This is a genomic window from Rhizobium sp. BR 250 (assembly GCF_047445855.1).
GTDB lineage: Bacteria > Pseudomonadota > Alphaproteobacteria > Rhizobiales > Rhizobiaceae > Agrobacterium > Agrobacterium tumefaciens_I.
In genome coordinates, this window is sequence record NZ_JARWKW010000004.1 from 293,509 (window position 1) to 308,597 (window position 15,089).

Below are 15,089 nucleotides of genomic sequence, written 5' to 3' on the forward strand. Positions count from 1 at the left end.
GCGAACGAATTGCATGATCGATTGCCAAAACGCACGAACCGCGCGCACGGGGTCTCCGTGCGCGCGGTTCGCTATTGGCGTTTCTATCGTTCAAACCGCCGCCGAGGTCAAGAGCCACCCGGTGGCGGCCCGGACCTCAATCCTCGTCTTTTTGCTCGCAGAAACGGATGCGATTGCCGAACGGATCGATGACTTCCATGACATCACCCCAGGGCAATTCTTCAACACCGGGATTGAGGAAGCGATATTTTTTGCCCACCAGTTCCTTCTGGTAGGCGTGAACGCCATGCATCGTGACGAAGATATTCGAACCCGGCGTCGCGTCGCCGTGATGACCGCTGAGGTGAAGCCCCAATCCGGCCCGTGAGACCTGCATGTAAAGCGGGGAGTTTTCGCCAAAACGATGTTCCCAGTCGATCTCGAAACCGAGAAAATCGACATAAAACTCCCGTGCCTTGGCCTCGTCGAAGATTCTGACGATCGGGAATATCCGCTCGAAGCCGATCTCCCCGATGGTTTGCGTCGCGGCATCGCCCATGCTGCCCTACCCTTTTTCAGGCCGTAAAATGAAACCGGCCGCAACAGGTGCGGCCGGTAAGATCAGCTTATTCGGCTGCGACGATCTTGCCGTCCTGCCACTTGAACAGCGAGAAGGCCTGCGAGCTCAGGTCGCCGCTCTCGCCATAGGTCACCTTGCCGATCGCAGTCGGGAAAGCCTCGCCGCTCTTCAGAACCTTGGCGACCGCTTCGGGATCCTTGGCGCTTCCGGCCTTCTCGATACCGCCCTTCAAGACTTCGACGGCGGCATAGGCGTTGAGCGTGAAGGCTTCAGCCGGAATGTTGGCAGCCTTCAGCGCTTCGGCAGCGGCCTTGGAATCATCGTTCTTCAGGGCGTCGGAAGCGTTGGTGAAGATCGTGCCTTCGCCGGCCTGCGCGCCGATGTTCCAGAATTCGCTGTTCGACAGGCCGTCACCGCCGATAACGGCAGCCTTGGAACCGATATCCTTCAGCTGGCGAACCAGAAGACCGGCTTCCGGATGGTAACCGCCGAAATAGACGACGTCGGCATTGTCGGACTTCAGGCGGGCTGTCAGCGCGCCGAGATCCTTTTCGCCGGGGGTCAGCGCATCATAGAGAACTTCGGTGACACCGCCGGCATTCAGCGTTGCCTTGAAGGAATCCGCAAGGCCCTTACCGTAAGCGCCCTTGTCGTGAATGATGGCGATCTTCTTGTCCTTGAGGTTGGCGAGAACATATTTCGCCGCAACCTCGGCCTGCTGGTCGTCACGACCGCAGGTGCGGAAGACGTTGGAAAGGCCGCGATTGGTCAGGCCCGGCGCGGTCGCCGTCGGCGTGACCATCAGGACGCCGTTTTCGGCGAAAACATCCGATGCCGGAATGGCAACGCCCGAGGTGACCGGACCGACGACGAAGTGAATGCCTTCGGCAACGAGCTGGTTGGCCGCGGAAACGCCCTGCTTGGGCTCGCCGCCATCGTCGGCCAGCTTCAGCACGACCTGTTCGCCGAGGATGCCGCCCTTTTTGTTGATTTCATTGACTGCCGTCTGGGCGCCGTTCTTCACCTGGTCGCCATAGGCGGCAACGGGGCCGGTGAGCGGCGCAATCAGGCCGATGACGATTTCGGCATGAGCAAGGGGTGCGAATGCGAAGGACGCTGCGAGCGTCACGCTGGTCAATGTCTTCAGTTTCATCCTGGTGTCTCCTTAAAAAGGGGTCGCGGACCCGGTGAGCGCCATGGGCGTCGACCGAATGAAACTATCGGACGCCTCCCGGCGAAAACTCGTTCCATATTTGAATTCCGAGCCTTCCTCTCAACTCATACGGAAGGTTTGATGATTTATGCAAGTCACCTTTGCTGGATAAGGTCTATTAGCGGTAAATCAATCGTCATGCCCGCCATGATTGCGCCGGCTGCGCCCCGCTGTAAAGGCTTGGCGTTTAACGGTCGCTGGAGGATAATGCCGACATGATTGCAGCAGATGATGAATTTCTGACGGGCCTGCCCGTCTTCCGGCATTTTGAAGACGTGGCCGACCCGGCGCTTTATCGCGCTTTGCCACCGGGATGGGGGCTTGCCATTGCCGATATCGTTGATTCGACCTCGGCGATCGGCTCCGGCCGATACAAGGCCGTCAATATGGCGGGCGCTGCGGTTATTTCCGGCGTATCGAACAGCCTCAGGCGCCACGACCTGCCCTTCGTCTTCGGGGGCGATGGCGCCGCCGTCGCCGTGCCGCCCCACGGGTTGCCTGTTGCACGCACCGCACTTTCGAACGTGCAGCGCTGGGTGAAGGACGATCTCGATCTTGCCATGCGCGTGGCGCTGGTTCCCGTCGAGGATATTCGCGAGAATGGTTTCGATATTCGTGTCGCGCGCTTTCAGGCGAGCGAGGATGTCTCCTATGCCATGTTTTCGGGCGGCGGCAATAGCTGGGCGGAAGCGCGGATGAAGGAGGGGCATTATGCCCTGCCCGCGGCCGAAGCCGGCGAGCGCCCGGACCTCACCGGCCTTTCATGCCGCTGGAACCCCATTCCCGCAACCCACGGCAAGGTGGTGTCGATCATCGCCGTGCCGGGGCCCTCGCGGGACATGCCGGCATTCCGCCAGCTCGTCATCGACCTTGTCGATCTGGCCGAGCAGGACGAAAGACACGGCCACCCCGTGCCGGCAGACGGGCCGAAACTCGGTTTCGTGGGTGAGGGTCTCGGTTTCGAAGCCCGGGCCGGCGCCGCCTATCACGATGTCTGGGGCAAGGCGCGCCGCTCGCTGCGCATTCTCGGCGAAAGCCTGCTCATCACTGTTCTCGGCGTCACCGGGCTGTCGCTTGGACGTTTCAACGCCGTGCGCTACCGGCGTTCAGTCGCCAGCAACACCGATTTCAGGAAATTCGACGATGGCCTGAAAATGACGGTGGACATCGACGTCGCACGGCTCGAAAAAATCCGCGCCCGGCTGGAAGCCGGCCGCCTCTCGGGAAGCTGTTATTACGGCCTGCACGAGCAGGATGCCGCATTGATGACCTGCATCGTGCCCTCCCCGCTTTCGCGGGACCACATGCATTTCGTGGATGGCGCGGACGGCGGATATGCGGCTGCGGCGAGCCGGCTCAAAGCGCAGATGCAGGCTGCTGCCCCGCACTGAAAACCCCGGCTCAATTTCCACGGAAAGGCTCCGGCCGGCATCGAGGCCGGGACGACAGTTGAAGAAGAAAAACGGGAAAAAAAGAAAAACCGGCGTCGTACGCCGGTTTCAATCAAGTAGTGCTGCCGGGCCTTAACTGGGCCGTGGGATCAGGCTGCAGTCTTGCTGCTCTTCTGCGCCTGGCAATATATTTCCTCGAGGGAGGCGAGAATTTTCTTCACGGATTCGGAGTTGCTGGAATAATAGATGGTCTGCGCATCCCGTCGTGTCTTCACCAGCCGCTGGGCACGCAATTTCGAAAGATGCTGCGAGAGAGCGGATTGGCTGAGACCAACCTGAGAGGCGAGAACACCGACCGGCACTTCCGTATCCACCAGCGTGCACAAGATCATCAGGCGCTTGGGATTCGCCATCGCTGAGAGCAAGTCTGCAGCGGCGATGCTATGTTCCGACAGAGATTGGTTATCCATACGCTCAAGTCTCCTGATGACAGTCGGAAAGACGGTCATGGTGGCTATTATTAGGTGTTCCAAAAGGCGTTTTTATAATTCGGTTGATACGTTGTATATACCTAAATCTTGCTTATATCGTGTCCCTTTCAAAGACTATTCTTCATCGGTTATTTACTTAAGACATTGTGACAAAATTATCGGCTTTTTGCCTATTTTTTATTAATTCAACGTTAAACTCATGTATTAGCAGCAGTATTTATAAGCAATAAGCGATTAAAAGTTAAGCGACGAAACCTTGATGCCCAGTGCCGGAATTTTTGGCGACAATCTATTACCACCTTAAATTTTGCAGCGGGCTACAGAATCTAGTTTAACTTTGCGCAATTTTCTCTAAGTTTGCAATATGATTTTTATTAGCAATTATTTTCATGCATAACTTGTGATATCAAAAATATTCTTTGCTACCGTGGGAAGGTATAACTTGCAGTGCAAAGACCTTGCTGCAAAGAGAAAAGGCCTTCCGTAACGGAAGGCCTTTCCCTTGTCCCGCCCAGGCAAATTATTATTTTTTGCGGTGACGGGTCAGTCCCGCCACAACCTCGTCCGCCGAAATCGTGCCTATAATCGCGCCATTGTCGACGACACCGATCGCACCGGAATGTTTCGCCAGCGCATCGAGAATATCGATCAGCGGCGATGACGGACGGGCGGTAGCGGCAACGGCCAGCCGGCCATTACGTTCATCCACGCCCCGCTTCATCACGTCAGCGGCGGTCAGCATGGAGATCGGGTTCATGTTCTGCACGAAATCCGCGACATATTGCGTGGCTGGCTCCTTGACGATCTGCTGCGGCGTGCCGCACTGGATGATGCGCCCGCCTTCCATCATGGCGATACGGTTGCCGATGCGGAAGGCCTCGTCGAGATCGTGGCTGACGAAAAGAATCGTTTTCTTGAGCCGGCTCTGGAATTCCAGAAGCTCGTCCTGAAGGCGGCTTCGGATGAGGGGGTCGAGAGCCGAGAACGGCTCGTCCATCAGGAGGATAGGCGCTCCGGTGGCGAAGGCACGGGCCAGCCCCACACGCTGCTGCATGCCGCCGGAAAGCTCTCCCACCTTGCGGTCGGCCCAGGCGGAAAGATTCACCAGCTCAAGCTGCTCGGCCACCATGCGCCTGCGCTCGGCTTCCGGCACGCCGGAGAGCTCAAGCCCGAAACCGACATTGTCGGCAACGTTGCGCCAGGGCAGCAGGCCGAATTGCTGAAACACCATCGAAACCGTATGCGTGCGCAGGTCACGCAGCGCTTTCGCCGGGCAGCGATAGGGATCGACATAACCGGACTTGGTCTTCACGCCCACATTGCCGCGCACCACGGGCGCAAGCCCGTTGACGGCCCTGAGCAGGGTCGATTTTCCGGAACCGGAAAGCCCCATCAGCACGAGGATCTCGCCTTCACTGACCGAGAGCGAGGCATTGGCGACGCCGAGCACCAGCCCGGTCTCGACATTGATCTCGTCACGCGTGCTGCCCTTGTCAATCATGGGCAGCGCTGCATCCGGCCGGTCACCGAAGACGATATCGACATTTCCGAAAATGATGGCGTCACTCATAGGTCATCCTCCGTACCGGGAAGGCGGAAAAGCCGGTCGAGAACAATCGCCAGGATGACGATGCACAGACCCGCCTCGAAGCCCATGGCGATGTTGACGGTGTTCAACGCGCGTACCACCGGCACGCCGAGACCATTAGCGCCCACCAGGGCGGAAATGACCACCATCGACAGCGACAGCATGATCGTCTGGGTGAGACCCGCCATGATCTGCGGCGCGGCGAAGGGAAGCTCCACCTTGCGCAGCACCTGCGACGGTGTCGCGCCAAAGGCGATGGCCGCCTCCACCAGCGCCGGCGGCGTCGAGACGATGCCGAGGCGGGTGAGCCGCACCGGCGCCGGAATGGCGAAGATGACGGTGGCGATCAGCCCCGGAACCATGCCGAGGCCGAACAGCACCAGTGCCGGAATGAGATAGACGAAAGTGGGGATGGTCTGCATCAGATCGAGCACCGGGCGCATGCCGGCATAGATCCATTTGCGCCGCGCCGCCAATATGCCGAGCGGTATACCGATGAGCATGCATACGGCGCTGGCGGCCATGACCAGCGCCAGCGTTTCCGTCGTCGCTTTCCAGTAACCCAGATTGATGATGAGCAGCAGCCCGAGCGCGGTGAAGACCGGCATGCCGACCGAGCGGCGCGTCCAGGCCGAAAGCGCCGTCACGATCGCAACGATGATCAGCGGATGCGGCGCCTGCAGCACGTAAAGCAGGGCGTTAATGACGCTTTGGAAAATGAAGGAAAGCCAATCGAAGAAAAAAGCGAGATTGCCGGTCAGCCAATCGATGGCCTCCTTGGCATATCGGCCGACGGGCAGGCGGTTTTCAGGAGCGCTGAGCCATTCCACGGTAAGAAGAGACCTTTCGTGAACGAGAGCAATTCCAGCAAAAATGCAGAGCGGTTTGCGTCCGGAATTGCGCAGACAACAGAGAAATAGAGCATTGGCGCCGCCGCCGTTTGACCGGAAATGCGCCAATGCAGAAACGACGGCCGGCAGCGAAACTGCCGAACGCGGTGCAGGTGCATGGCCTTCGATGCGAGAAAATTCGCGGGCAAGGCCATGCATGGGCATCGTTATTTCCCGCTGCGTCCGACCTGCCGCGCAGGCCGGATGCAGTCATGCATAGTCTTGCGGCTTAAAGGCCCAGTGCCTTCTTTACGGTCGGCAGGGCGTCGGCGCTGCCATCCTTGGTCTTGACGTTGGCGAGCCAGGGCTCGATCGCCGCCGGATTGGCCTTCAGCCAGGCCGTTGCGGCCGCTTCGCCTTCAAGGCCGTCATTCAGGATCTTGCCCATGATCTCGTTTTCCATGGGCAGGGAAAATTGCAGGTTCTTGAGAAGGACGCCGACATTCGGGCATTCCTCGACATAGCCCTTGCGGACATTGGTGTAGATCGTCGCGCCGCCGAGATTGGGGCCGAAGACCTCGTCGCCACCGGTCAGGTAGGTCAGCTTGAAATTCGCATTCATGGGATGCGGTTCCCAGCCGAGGAAGACGATCGGCTCGCCGGATTTTTCGGCGCGGGCCACCTGGGAGAGCATGCCCTGCTCGGAGGATTCGACCACCTCGAAAGCCTTCAGCCCGAACGTATCCTTGGCCACCATGTCGAGAATCAGACGGTTGCCGTCATTGCCCGGTTCGATGCCGTAGATCTTGCCGCCGAGATCAGCGCTATGGGCGGCAATATCCTTGAAATCCTTGATGCCGAGTTCTGCACCCTTGGCGTTGGTCGCCAGCGTGTATTTGGCGCCCGCCAGATTTTCGCGCAGCGTCTCGACCGACTTGTCCGCGCGGTAAGGCGCAATATCGCCTTCCATGGTCGGCATCCAGTTGCCGAGGAAGACGTCGATGTCCTTGTTTTTCAGCGATGTATAGGTGACCGGCACGGAAAGAAGCTTCACGTCGGTTTCATAACCCATGCTTTTCAGGAGCACCGTGGCCGTCGCCGTCGTCGCGGTAATGTCGGTCCAGCCCACATCGGAAAACCGCACCGTGCCGCAACTGGCAGGTTCTGCGGCGCCGGCCGCGCTGAACGTCATAGCGGAGATTGCTGTGGCCAAGGCCAGACAGCGACTTCTATTTGCAAACATCGCTTGCTCCCTTTTTTGTTCCCTTGCCATTATCAATATCTGCCGAACACAATCAACTCGCGCGCATTTGCGTGCTTCCGCGCACCGTTTGCGACAAAACAATGAAAAATTACGCCGTTCCGCGGCCGCATGCGTGCCCTGTCCACATGCGGAAAATCTGTGTTTTTCCCGCTCCGGCACTTTTCAAGCCGCATATTCGCGGCCAAAAGGCGCTGATTGCAGCACCGGCGCGGAAAACGGAATCGGTTCCGTGAGGCGCGGTGTGCCGATTGAAGTCGCTCCGGGAGTGGATAATGGCAAAACTCTATTTCAATTATTCGACGATGAATGCCGGCAAATCGACCATGCTGCTGCAGGCGTCCTATAATTATCAGGAGCGCGGCATGCGCACGCTGATCTTCACGGCCGCCTTCGACAACCGGGCTGGCGTCGGCCGCGTCGCCTCGCGCATCGGCCTGTCCTCCGAAGCCCGGACCTTCGATGAAAAGACCGACCTGTTCGCCGAGGTATCGACGCTCCATGCCGAAGCACCCGTCGCATGCGTCTTCATCGACGAGGCCAATTTCCTCTCCGAGCACCATGTCTGGCAGCTTGCCAATATTGCCGACAAGCTGAACATTCCGGTCATGACCTACGGCCTGCGCACGGATTTCCAGGGCAAGCTTTTCCCGGCCTCGAAAGAACTGCTCGCCATTGCCGACGAGCTTCGCGAAATCCGCACCATCTGCCATTGCGGCCGCAAGGCGACGATGGTGGCGCGCTTCGGCAGTGACGGAAAGGTCGTGACGGAAGGTGCGCAGATCGATGTCGGCGGCAACGAAAAATACGTTTCCTACTGCCGCCGCCACTGGGTGGAAACATTTAACGGCGGCTGACCTTCTGCGTCCGGTTGCCGCATTTGATTTTTCGCAAAGATGGCTCCCCGGCTCCTGCGCTAAGACGACAGCGACACATTCGCGTGGATGTGCTTTCTCTCAGGAGCAAAATTATGCAGAACAAAACTGCCAAATTCGCCAGCCTCGCCATCGCCGCGGGCCTCTTTGCCTTCCCCGCCCTGTCGGCTGAAATCGAAGTGAAGATGCTCAACAAGGGCAGCGACGGTCAGGCGATGGTCTTCGAACCCGCAACCGTCAAGGCAGCCGTCGGCGATGTCATCACCTTCGTTCCCGTCGACAAGGGCCATGATGCGGCAGCCGTCAAGGAAATGATCCCCGAGGGTGCCGCCGATTTCAAGGGCAAGATGAACGAAGCCGTGAAGGTGACGGTGGAGAAGGAAGGCGCCTATGTCATCAAATGCACGCCGCATCTCGGCATGGGCATGGTCGCGCTCGTCGTCGTCGGCGATGCCGCACCCGCCAATCTGGACGTCGTCAAGAACAGCAAATTACCGAAAAAGGCACGCGACCGGCTGAACGCCGAAATCGCCAAACTCGGCCTCTAAGCGCATATCCCTCCGGTTCCGCGACGGCCCACATTCCCTCGGCATTGTAAGAATGCCGTCACCGCCGGCGCGGACCGCAGGTTGAGAAAAGTTTCGCAATCATGTTGTATCCCGGTTGACCGGGACATATCTGGAAGACAGTAAATGACCGCGGTTTGACGAAGCGCCGAAGGGCGCCCGGCCGGACCGCGGATTTTTCTTCCGGCGTCCAGCCCCACGGGCAGAGGAGACTATGACGACATGATAGACCGGATCACCGCTTTGATTCAGGCAGCCTTCAGCGCCATCGGCAGGGCCGCCGGTCTTCTCGTCGCATGGCTCCTGTGGCCTTTCATGGCCGCCCATGGCTGGTACAGCGGCCGCAACTGGCTCATCAAGGGTCCGATTGCCGTCATCGTCATTCTTCTTGCGGGTTTTTACGGATATTTCGTCTGGCAAACGCAGGTCTGGACGAATTTCGACCCGGATTACGTAGCGCGCTACAAGCTCGAAGAACGCACCGTGCCCGCCGGACAGGAATTGCCCGCCGCCGCCCCGACGGGCGGTGCAACCGGCGCAGCGGCCAATACCTCCGCGCCCGTCTGCCAGCGCTCGGCCATCGTCGATGCGGCCGCCGATCTCACCGATTTCAACGTCAACCAGAACGCATGGATTTCCTCCATGCTGCTTTACCGCCTCGGCCTCTTCGGCATGGACTGGGACAGCACGCCGTTTCTCGATAACAAGGCCTCGTTCCAGCGTGGCGTGAACCAGGCGGTGCGCCGCACCTCGGTGGAACTGGTGGATACGCTCGGCCGCGTGCGCGGAACCTCCGGCATCAACAACAATCTCCAGGAAGCCCGCGGAAACATGCAGTTCAGCGAATATTCCTGGTATTTCGGTCTCGATCCCTTTGGCCCCAAGACGCCGACCCCGGCCTATTACCGCGCCGCCATCCGCAGCTTCCAGGCCTTCAACGGCGAACTGACCGCCTGCAAGGCCGTGTTCGATACCCGCGCCGACAACCTGATCCAGTTCATCGACCGTATCGCCGGCGATATCGGCTCGACATCGGCGATCCTGCGCGAGCGTTCGGAAAACTATAATGGCGGCTGGTTCGACACCCGCGCCGACGACCGTTTCTGGTTCGCCTATGGCCAGCTTTATGGCTATTACGGCGTGCTTTCCGCCGCCGGATCGGACTTCGCGCAGGTCATTCGCGAGCGCAACCTGACCAACCTCTGGAACGACACGCTGATGCAGACGCGCGCTGCGCTGCGCATCCAGCCGGCAATCATTTCCAACGGCGAGGAAAGCGGCTGGATCATGCCTTCGCACCTTGCCACCATGGGATTTTACGTTCTGCGGGTTCGCTCGAACCTCGTTGAGCTTCGCTCGGTTCTCGATCGGTAAGCCGGCGGCGCTTTGCGAGCGGCGGCATCGATCAGTTTATCAGGCCAAGGCGTATGGTCTTGGCCACGAGCTGTGTTCGATTGACACAATCGAGCTTGCGAATGGCGTTGTTCATATAGGTATTGACGGTGTGCTCCGAGATGGACAGAAGCCCGGCGATTTCCACCGATGTCTTGCCCTGCGCCGTCCAGCGCACCACGTCCAGTTCTCGTTTGGTCAATGGCGAAGGGCCTTTGGCGCCGTTGCGACAAAGGCGGTCATAGACCTCCAGCGCGTGCAGCGCAATCATGCCGAGTTCGTTCAGCGAGGCCTGCGGCAGGAGATCGCGATCACCCGCGAAATTCAGCAGGTGCCGGTTGCCGTACATGCCGTGGACCGGCACCATGAGACCGGAGGTTATGCCCATGCTGCCGAGCGAAGCCGCCGCTTCCACCAACGGCCCGCAGGCGATGTCCGGATCCTGCAGCGACCAATATTGCGGCATCATTGATGACGCGCCGCGCTTGATGACCGGGCAATCCCCCAGCGCGCCATCCTTGGTCATCGCATTCACGACCCAGATGGGCAGGCTGCTTTCAGCCACGGTCGGCAAGGCGTAGGGGTTCTGGCCGCCCGGCAAGCGCAGCAGGGTCACATAGGCATAACCGAAGGCGCGCATCACCTCCTGCAGCGCCTCCAGCCATTGGGACTTGTCGGTCGCGGCCGAGAGTGCCTCGCAAAGTCTCGCCTGGCGCTCCGTCTTCACCATTCACGCACCCTCGTCACGCCCGGGCGCGATGCCCGGAACGAGAAACATGCGGCATGGCTAAACGGGGTTGCGACCTTCATATCGGGCGGGCCATCCTGATCAAAGCACCAGTTTTTCGGATTTGTCCTTCGGCTTGGCCATCAGTTTTTCGAGAAAACCGAGCATGACCGCCGAGACGACGAAAGCAAGGTGAATGATGGTGAACCACATCAGCTTGCTGTCCGAATATTGATTGGCGTTGAGGAAGATCTGCAGCAGGTGGATCGACGAGATCGCCACGATCGACGACGCGACCTTGATCTTCAGGCTGCCGGAATCCAGCTTGCCCAGAAATGAAACCTCGGCATCCGCATCATCGAAGCGGCTGACGAAGTTCTCGTAGCCGGAGATCATCACCATGACGATCAGGCTGGCGACCAGCGCCGCGTCGATGAGACCGAGCATGGCGAGGATCATGTCCGCTTCATCGTAGGTGAAAACATTCTTCGCAACTTTCAGAAATTTAAGCGCGAAAGAAAAGGCATAAACACCGAGTGCGGCGACGAGCCCTAGATAAAAGACGACGAGCAGCCAGCGGCTGGAGAGAATGATCCGCTCGACGAGCAGTTCAAGAGACTTCATTTCCGTATCCGATTAATAATCTGTTTATTGTATGGGGCATGTTTTTCTTTCGCCATGTAAACTGGCTGCGAATATCCTAGCAAGCGGCAATGTCGGGACTTTGGCAACATCACGGTGTTTTCACCTCGGCCGATCATTTTGGCCGGGACCCGGCAAACGTAATATTTTTGCAACATATCCTTTTGCTTTAAAACATGATGCAAAGAGTCATATATAATATGTTGACAGTTAGCCTCATGTTTTTTAGTCGTCGCGTATCGGCTCGCCCGTAACAAATCAGAACATGTCCAGCCGCGCTGAGCGCGGCGCGTTTTTGCGCGCCGTGGCTTATCTGCGCGCATATCCGGGGGTATTTAATGTCCATTTCACGCACGCAATCCGCGCTGCTTCTGTGCACTGCCATGTCTCTTCTTTCCCTTGCCGGCCAAGCACGGGCGCAGGATGCCGCTTCGCAGGAAAACGGCGCCACCACGCTCGAAAAGATCGTGGTCAAGGGCAAGCGCGTCAAAAGCGCCAATGCCGCCGCCGAAACGCCGCTCGCAAGCCAGACGAGCGCGGAAGACATCCGCAAGAAAGACATCGGCAGCATCAAGGACCTCGGAAACACCACTGAGCCGGGCGTGGATTATGTGGATGCCAAACCCGGCAAGCCGGGTGGATTGTTCATTCGCGGCCTCGGCGGCGCCCGTGTCGTGACCCTGATCGACAATATCCCCGTTCCCTTCTTCGAAAACTTCGCCCGCCAGGGTCAGGCCACCACCACTCTGAGCAATACGAATTCAAGCTTTGATTTTTCCTCGCTTTCAACTGTCGACGTGGTACGCGGCGCTGATTCCAGCCGCATCGGCTCCGGCGCTCTCGGCGGCGCGCTGGTGCTGCGCACGCTTGAGCCGGAAGACCTGATCGGCGAAGGCAAGGATTGGGGTGGCGTCGCCAAGACCACCTATGACAGCGAAGACAGAAGCGTTGGCGGGTCGCTCGCCGTCGCCAAGAAGATCGAGAACACCTCGGTCCTGTTCCAGGGTTCGTACAAGCGCGGCAACGAGACGGATAACAAGGGCACGGACGATGTCTACGGAATGCGCCGTACCAAGCCCAATCCCGCCGACACCTACGAAAGCAACCTGCTGTTCAAGATCCGCCAGGATCTGGAAGGCGGCCACCGCATCGGCCTGACGGCCGAGCGCTATTCGCTGAGAAATCGCAGCGACATGAAGACCCTGCAGAGCGTCAGCGTAACCGGCACGGGATCGACCTACCGGATCGGCGACTATCGGGGCCACGAGAATACGGAGCGCGATCGCGTCTCGCTCGATTACGAATACGAAGCGCCTTCGACCGACGGCCTGATCGACGCCGCTGATCTCTCGCTCTACTGGACACGTCTTTCCAAGGAGTCCGGTGCGGGCGACCGCCTGACCAACAATTCGATCTATATTCGTGAAGACAGCATGCGCAACAGCGCGTTCGGCATCGTCGGCGGCCTTGAATCCGGTTTCGAACTCGGCGGCGTGCAGCACACGGTCCGCTTCGGCGGCAATGCCATGACAACCGATTTCAGCCAGGCGCTTTATGCAAACACGGCCGGTGTGACGTCTTCATCGCAGTCGGACATGCCGGATGTAAGCGGCAAGAGCCTCGGGCTCTATCTCGATGATGAAATCGCCTTTGGTAACGGTTTCCGCCTGACCCCCGGCCTGCGCTTTGACTCCTACGATTACGATCCGGATGGCTCGGTATCCAGCAACAGCGGCTACAGAACCTTCGGCCTGCCGAGCGGCAACAGCGGTTCCCGCTTCTCGCCGAAACTGCTCGCGACCTATGACCTCACGCCGGAACTGCAGCTTTTCGCGCAATGGTCCATGGCGTACCGCGCACCCACCATCAACGAGCTTTATCTGAACTTCTCGAATATCAGCTCGGGCGGATATGCGGTCATCGGCAATTCCGAACTGAACCCGGAAACGAGCAATGGCTTCGAGATCGGCGCGAATTACGCCTCCGGCGATCTTTCCGGAAGCCTGACGCTGTTCCACAATAAGTACAAGAACTTCATCGAGCAATATACGACGACGACCAGCCTCTTCTCCTTCAGAGGTTCGCCGGGCAGCCTGTTCACCTATCGCAACCGTAACAATGTCGAAATCTCCGGTGTCGAGGCCAAGGTCCGCAAGGAGCTCGCAAACGGCTTCTTCGCCCATGCTTCGCTTGCCTATGCCTATGGCAAGGATACCGACACCAACGAATTCATTCGCACGGTGGCACCCTTCAAGTCGATCGTCGGCATCGGCTATGAGCAGGACGTCTGGGGCACGGAACTGACCGGCGTCTTCTCGTCCGGCATGCGTGACGACAGAGTGGCCAACACCTACGATGCGCCCGGTTACGGCATCTTCAACCTGACCGGCTGGTGGGAGCCGGAACAGGCCAAGGGCCTGCGCATCCAGGCCGGCATCTATAACCTGTTCGACAGAAAGTACTGGAATGCCGTCGGCGTCCGCGACATCAACCCCAATGCCGTCAGCACCGTCAACCAGCCGGTCGACTTCTATTCGGAAGCGGGACGCACCTTCAAAATCTCCCTGACCCAGAAGTTCTAAACCGGGACAGGATAATCATCTCCAGTCGGGGCGGCCTTCGGGTCGCCCTTTTTTTGTCAGCGGCAATAGAGATAGCCGCCTTTTCGCTCCAGCACGTCGAGATGCAGGTGATCCTGATGGGTGGCATCACTGCCGGGGGAGAGAACGGTGCGGAAGAACAGGCAGGCCGCGGCGGTGATGGTGCGCTGGAAAGCGCCCTCCGGCGCACCGTCCTCGCCGCGCGGTTTCATCACCAGCGGCTCGCCCTTATCGAAGGAGATCGTGGAAATATCGACCGCATTGCCCCTGGCATGTTCGGAAATCTTGCCGTTTGCCGCTCCGTTGCGGTTACGGCAGATATAGGTCGAGGCATTGGCGATGGCTGTCACCTTCTTCTCTGGCATGGCAAGGGCCGCGGCCGGAAGCATCATCTCCTTCGTCCAGCGGGAAAGGGCCAGCGCCGTTTCACAGCGCATGGTGCCGGAAGGCTCCAGCTTGATGCCGGGTAAAACCACGGAAAGCTCGACGGGCGCTTCGATGCCGCAGCCCTGTTCCTCGTCGCGGATCGGCTCAAGCTCTTTGAACTCCGCACCGATCTCCTTCAATGCACCAAGGCAGGCCTGAAGTGCGGCCGGGTCTTCCGGCTTCACCGGCTCCGGCGGCTTTTCGTCGGGTTTGGCCGCCTCGCCATCCGGCTTGTGTTGTTCCCCATCGTCTTTACCCTCGCCTTCCTTCTTGGCGTCGCCGGAACCTTTGTCAGCGGGTGTCTTTTCACCATCCGCGCGCGGTCCTTCCGGAAGCTGCGGCTTCGGGGCCGGTTTCGGTGCTTCCGCCGGGCCTGGCGGCTTCTCATCCGATGGCTTTTCCGAAGGGGTGGCGGATTGCCCCTCACCCGGTTTCGGCTGCGGCACCGGCACCTGCGCCGGCGGTTCGGAAGCGGAAATCAATGCAAGGCTCGTTACCAGAAGACACAGGCGATGAAGCATTTTTCGG

Annotated in this window: 14 protein-coding genes; 5 read left to right on the top strand and 9 right to left on the bottom strand. The window is 59.1% G+C overall.

Annotated features, from left to right (window positions below; all coding sequences use genetic code 11):
* Nucleotides 1-136 precede the first annotated feature (136 nt).
* Both QD336_RS08795 and QD336_RS08800 read right to left on the bottom strand, forming a co-directional pair.
* On the bottom strand, nucleotides 137-538 hold the full coding sequence (locus QD336_RS08795) for a glyoxalase superfamily protein (protein ID WP_269340470.1): 402 nt from the start codon (nucleotides 536-538) through the stop codon (nucleotides 137-139).
* Between the two features lie 67 nt (nucleotides 539-605).
* Nucleotides 606-1,712, bottom strand: a complete 1,107-nt coding sequence (locus QD336_RS08800) for a branched-chain amino acid ABC transporter substrate-binding protein (protein WP_269340469.1) — start codon at nucleotides 1,710-1,712, stop codon at nucleotides 606-608.
* 275 nt (nucleotides 1,713-1,987) lie between these two features.
* Here QD336_RS08800 and QD336_RS08805 point away from each other — a divergent pair, with 275 nt between their 5' ends.
* Nucleotides 1,988-3,163, top strand: a complete 1,176-nt coding sequence (locus QD336_RS08805) for a DUF3095 domain-containing protein (protein WP_499170272.1) — start codon at nucleotides 1,988-1,990, stop codon at nucleotides 3,161-3,163.
* A gap of 149 nt (nucleotides 3,164-3,312) precedes the next feature.
* Here the strand turns inward: QD336_RS08805 and QD336_RS08810 are convergent, their stop codons facing one another.
* The 4 genes from QD336_RS08810 to QD336_RS08825 form a co-directional block, all read right to left on the bottom strand.
* Nucleotides 3,313-3,633, bottom strand: coding sequence for an ArsR/SmtB family transcription factor (locus QD336_RS08810; protein ID WP_003524068.1), 321 nt, complete (start codon nucleotides 3,631-3,633; stop codon nucleotides 3,313-3,315).
* 544 nt (nucleotides 3,634-4,177) lie between these two features.
* Nucleotides 4,178-5,224 (bottom strand): choline ABC transporter ATP-binding protein, encoded by a 1,047-nt coding sequence (gene choV / locus QD336_RS08815; protein WP_499170273.1) that lies wholly within the window; start codon nucleotides 5,222-5,224, stop codon nucleotides 4,178-4,180.
* Nucleotides 5,221-6,072 (bottom strand): choline ABC transporter permease subunit, encoded by an 852-nt coding sequence (gene choW / locus QD336_RS08820; RefSeq protein ID WP_331284178.1) that lies wholly within the window; start codon nucleotides 6,070-6,072, stop codon nucleotides 5,221-5,223. Before choW ends, choV begins: the two co-directional genes overlap by 4 nt.
* A 289-nt stretch (nucleotides 6,073-6,361) precedes the next feature.
* Nucleotides 6,362-7,264, bottom strand: coding sequence for a choline ABC transporter substrate-binding protein (locus QD336_RS08825; protein ID WP_499170274.1), 903 nt, complete (start codon nucleotides 7,262-7,264; stop codon nucleotides 6,362-6,364).
* A gap of 344 nt (nucleotides 7,265-7,608) precedes the next feature.
* Between QD336_RS08825 and QD336_RS08830 the strand changes: the two genes are divergently transcribed.
* The 3 genes from QD336_RS08830 to QD336_RS08840 all read left to right on the top strand — a co-directional run bounded on the left by QD336_RS08830 (nucleotide 7,609) and on the right by QD336_RS08840 (nucleotide 10,148).
* Nucleotides 7,609-8,190 carry a thymidine kinase gene (locus QD336_RS08830; protein WP_269340461.1) on the top strand — a complete coding sequence of 194 codons (582 nt, stop codon included), beginning with the start codon at nucleotides 7,609-7,611 and terminating at the stop codon, nucleotides 8,188-8,190.
* A 113-nt stretch (nucleotides 8,191-8,303) separates the two neighbouring features.
* A complete protein-coding gene (locus QD336_RS08835) occupies nucleotides 8,304-8,756 on the top strand; it encodes a pseudoazurin (protein WP_499170275.1) in 453 nt (150 codons plus the stop codon).
* A gap of 240 nt (nucleotides 8,757-8,996) precedes the next feature.
* Complete coding sequence (locus QD336_RS08840; protein WP_499170277.1) at nucleotides 8,997-10,148, top strand: DUF2333 family protein; 1,152 nt, start codon at nucleotides 8,997-8,999, stop codon at nucleotides 10,146-10,148.
* A gap of 31 nt (nucleotides 10,149-10,179) precedes the next feature.
* Here QD336_RS08840 and QD336_RS08845 read toward each other — a convergent pair whose 3' ends face one another.
* Together QD336_RS08845 and QD336_RS08850 are read right to left on the bottom strand one after the other, a co-directional pair.
* Entirely contained in the window at nucleotides 10,180-10,896 is a 717-nt protein-coding gene (locus QD336_RS08845) for a helix-turn-helix transcriptional regulator (protein WP_269340458.1), read from the bottom strand.
* A gap of 99 nt (nucleotides 10,897-10,995) precedes the next feature.
* Complete coding sequence (locus QD336_RS08850) at nucleotides 10,996-11,517, bottom strand: TIGR00645 family protein (RefSeq protein WP_269340456.1); 522 nt, start codon at nucleotides 11,515-11,517, stop codon at nucleotides 10,996-10,998.
* Nucleotides 11,518-11,873: 356 nt separating this feature from the next.
* Here QD336_RS08850 and QD336_RS08855 point away from each other — a divergent pair, with 356 nt between their 5' ends.
* Complete coding sequence (locus tag QD336_RS08855) at nucleotides 11,874-14,117, top strand: TonB-dependent hemoglobin/transferrin/lactoferrin family receptor (RefSeq protein ID WP_499170278.1); 2,244 nt, start codon at nucleotides 11,874-11,876, stop codon at nucleotides 14,115-14,117.
* A 56-nt stretch (nucleotides 14,118-14,173) separates the two neighbouring features.
* On the opposite strand, the gene QD336_RS08860 is transcribed toward QD336_RS08855, so the two are convergent.
* Entirely contained in the window at nucleotides 14,174-15,082 is a 909-nt protein-coding gene (locus QD336_RS08860; protein WP_269340454.1) for an extensin family protein, read from the bottom strand.
* Between the last annotated feature and the right edge of the window lie 7 nt (nucleotides 15,083-15,089).

Bases quoted from the DNA above. Each gene is read 5' to 3' on its own strand.
- QD336_RS08835 (WP_499170275.1), top strand. From the start codon at position 8,304: ATGCAGAACAAAACTGCCAAATTCGCCAGCCTCGCCATCGCCGCGGGC.
- QD336_RS08850 (WP_269340456.1), bottom strand. From the start codon at position 11,517: ATGAAGTCTCTTGAACTGCTCGTCGAGCGGATCATTCTCTCCAGCCGC.
- QD336_RS08840 (WP_499170277.1), top strand. From the start codon at position 8,997: ATGATAGACCGGATCACCGCTTTGATTCAGGCAGCCTTCAGCGCCATC.
- QD336_RS08795 (WP_269340470.1), bottom strand. From the start codon at position 538: ATGGGCGATGCCGCGACGCAAACCATCGGGGAGATCGGCTTCGAGCGG.
- QD336_RS08845 (WP_269340458.1), bottom strand. From the start codon at position 10,896: ATGGTGAAGACGGAGCGCCAGGCGAGACTTTGCGAGGCACTCTCGGCC.
- QD336_RS08825 (WP_499170274.1), bottom strand. From the start codon at position 7,264: ATGACGTTCAGCGCGGCCGGCGCCGCAGAACCTGCCAGTTGCGGCACG.
- QD336_RS08800 (WP_269340469.1), bottom strand. From the start codon at position 1,712: ATGAAACTGAAGACATTGACCAGCGTGACGCTCGCAGCGTCCTTCGCA.
- QD336_RS08860 (WP_269340454.1), bottom strand. From the start codon at position 15,082: ATGCTTCATCGCCTGTGTCTTCTGGTAACGAGCCTTGCATTGATTTCC.
- QD336_RS08855 (WP_499170278.1), top strand. From the start codon at position 11,874: ATGTCCATTTCACGCACGCAATCCGCGCTGCTTCTGTGCACTGCCATG.
- QD336_RS08810 (WP_003524068.1), bottom strand. From the start codon at position 3,633: ATGGATAACCAATCTCTGTCGGAACATAGCATCGCCGCTGCAGACTTG.
- QD336_RS08830 (WP_269340461.1), top strand. From the start codon at position 7,609: ATGGCAAAACTCTATTTCAATTATTCGACGATGAATGCCGGCAAATCG.
- choV (WP_499170273.1), bottom strand. From the start codon at position 5,224: ATGAGTGACGCCATCATTTTCGGAAATGTCGATATCGTCTTCGGTGAC.
- QD336_RS08805 (WP_499170272.1), top strand. From the start codon at position 1,988: ATGATTGCAGCAGATGATGAATTTCTGACGGGCCTGCCCGTCTTCCGG.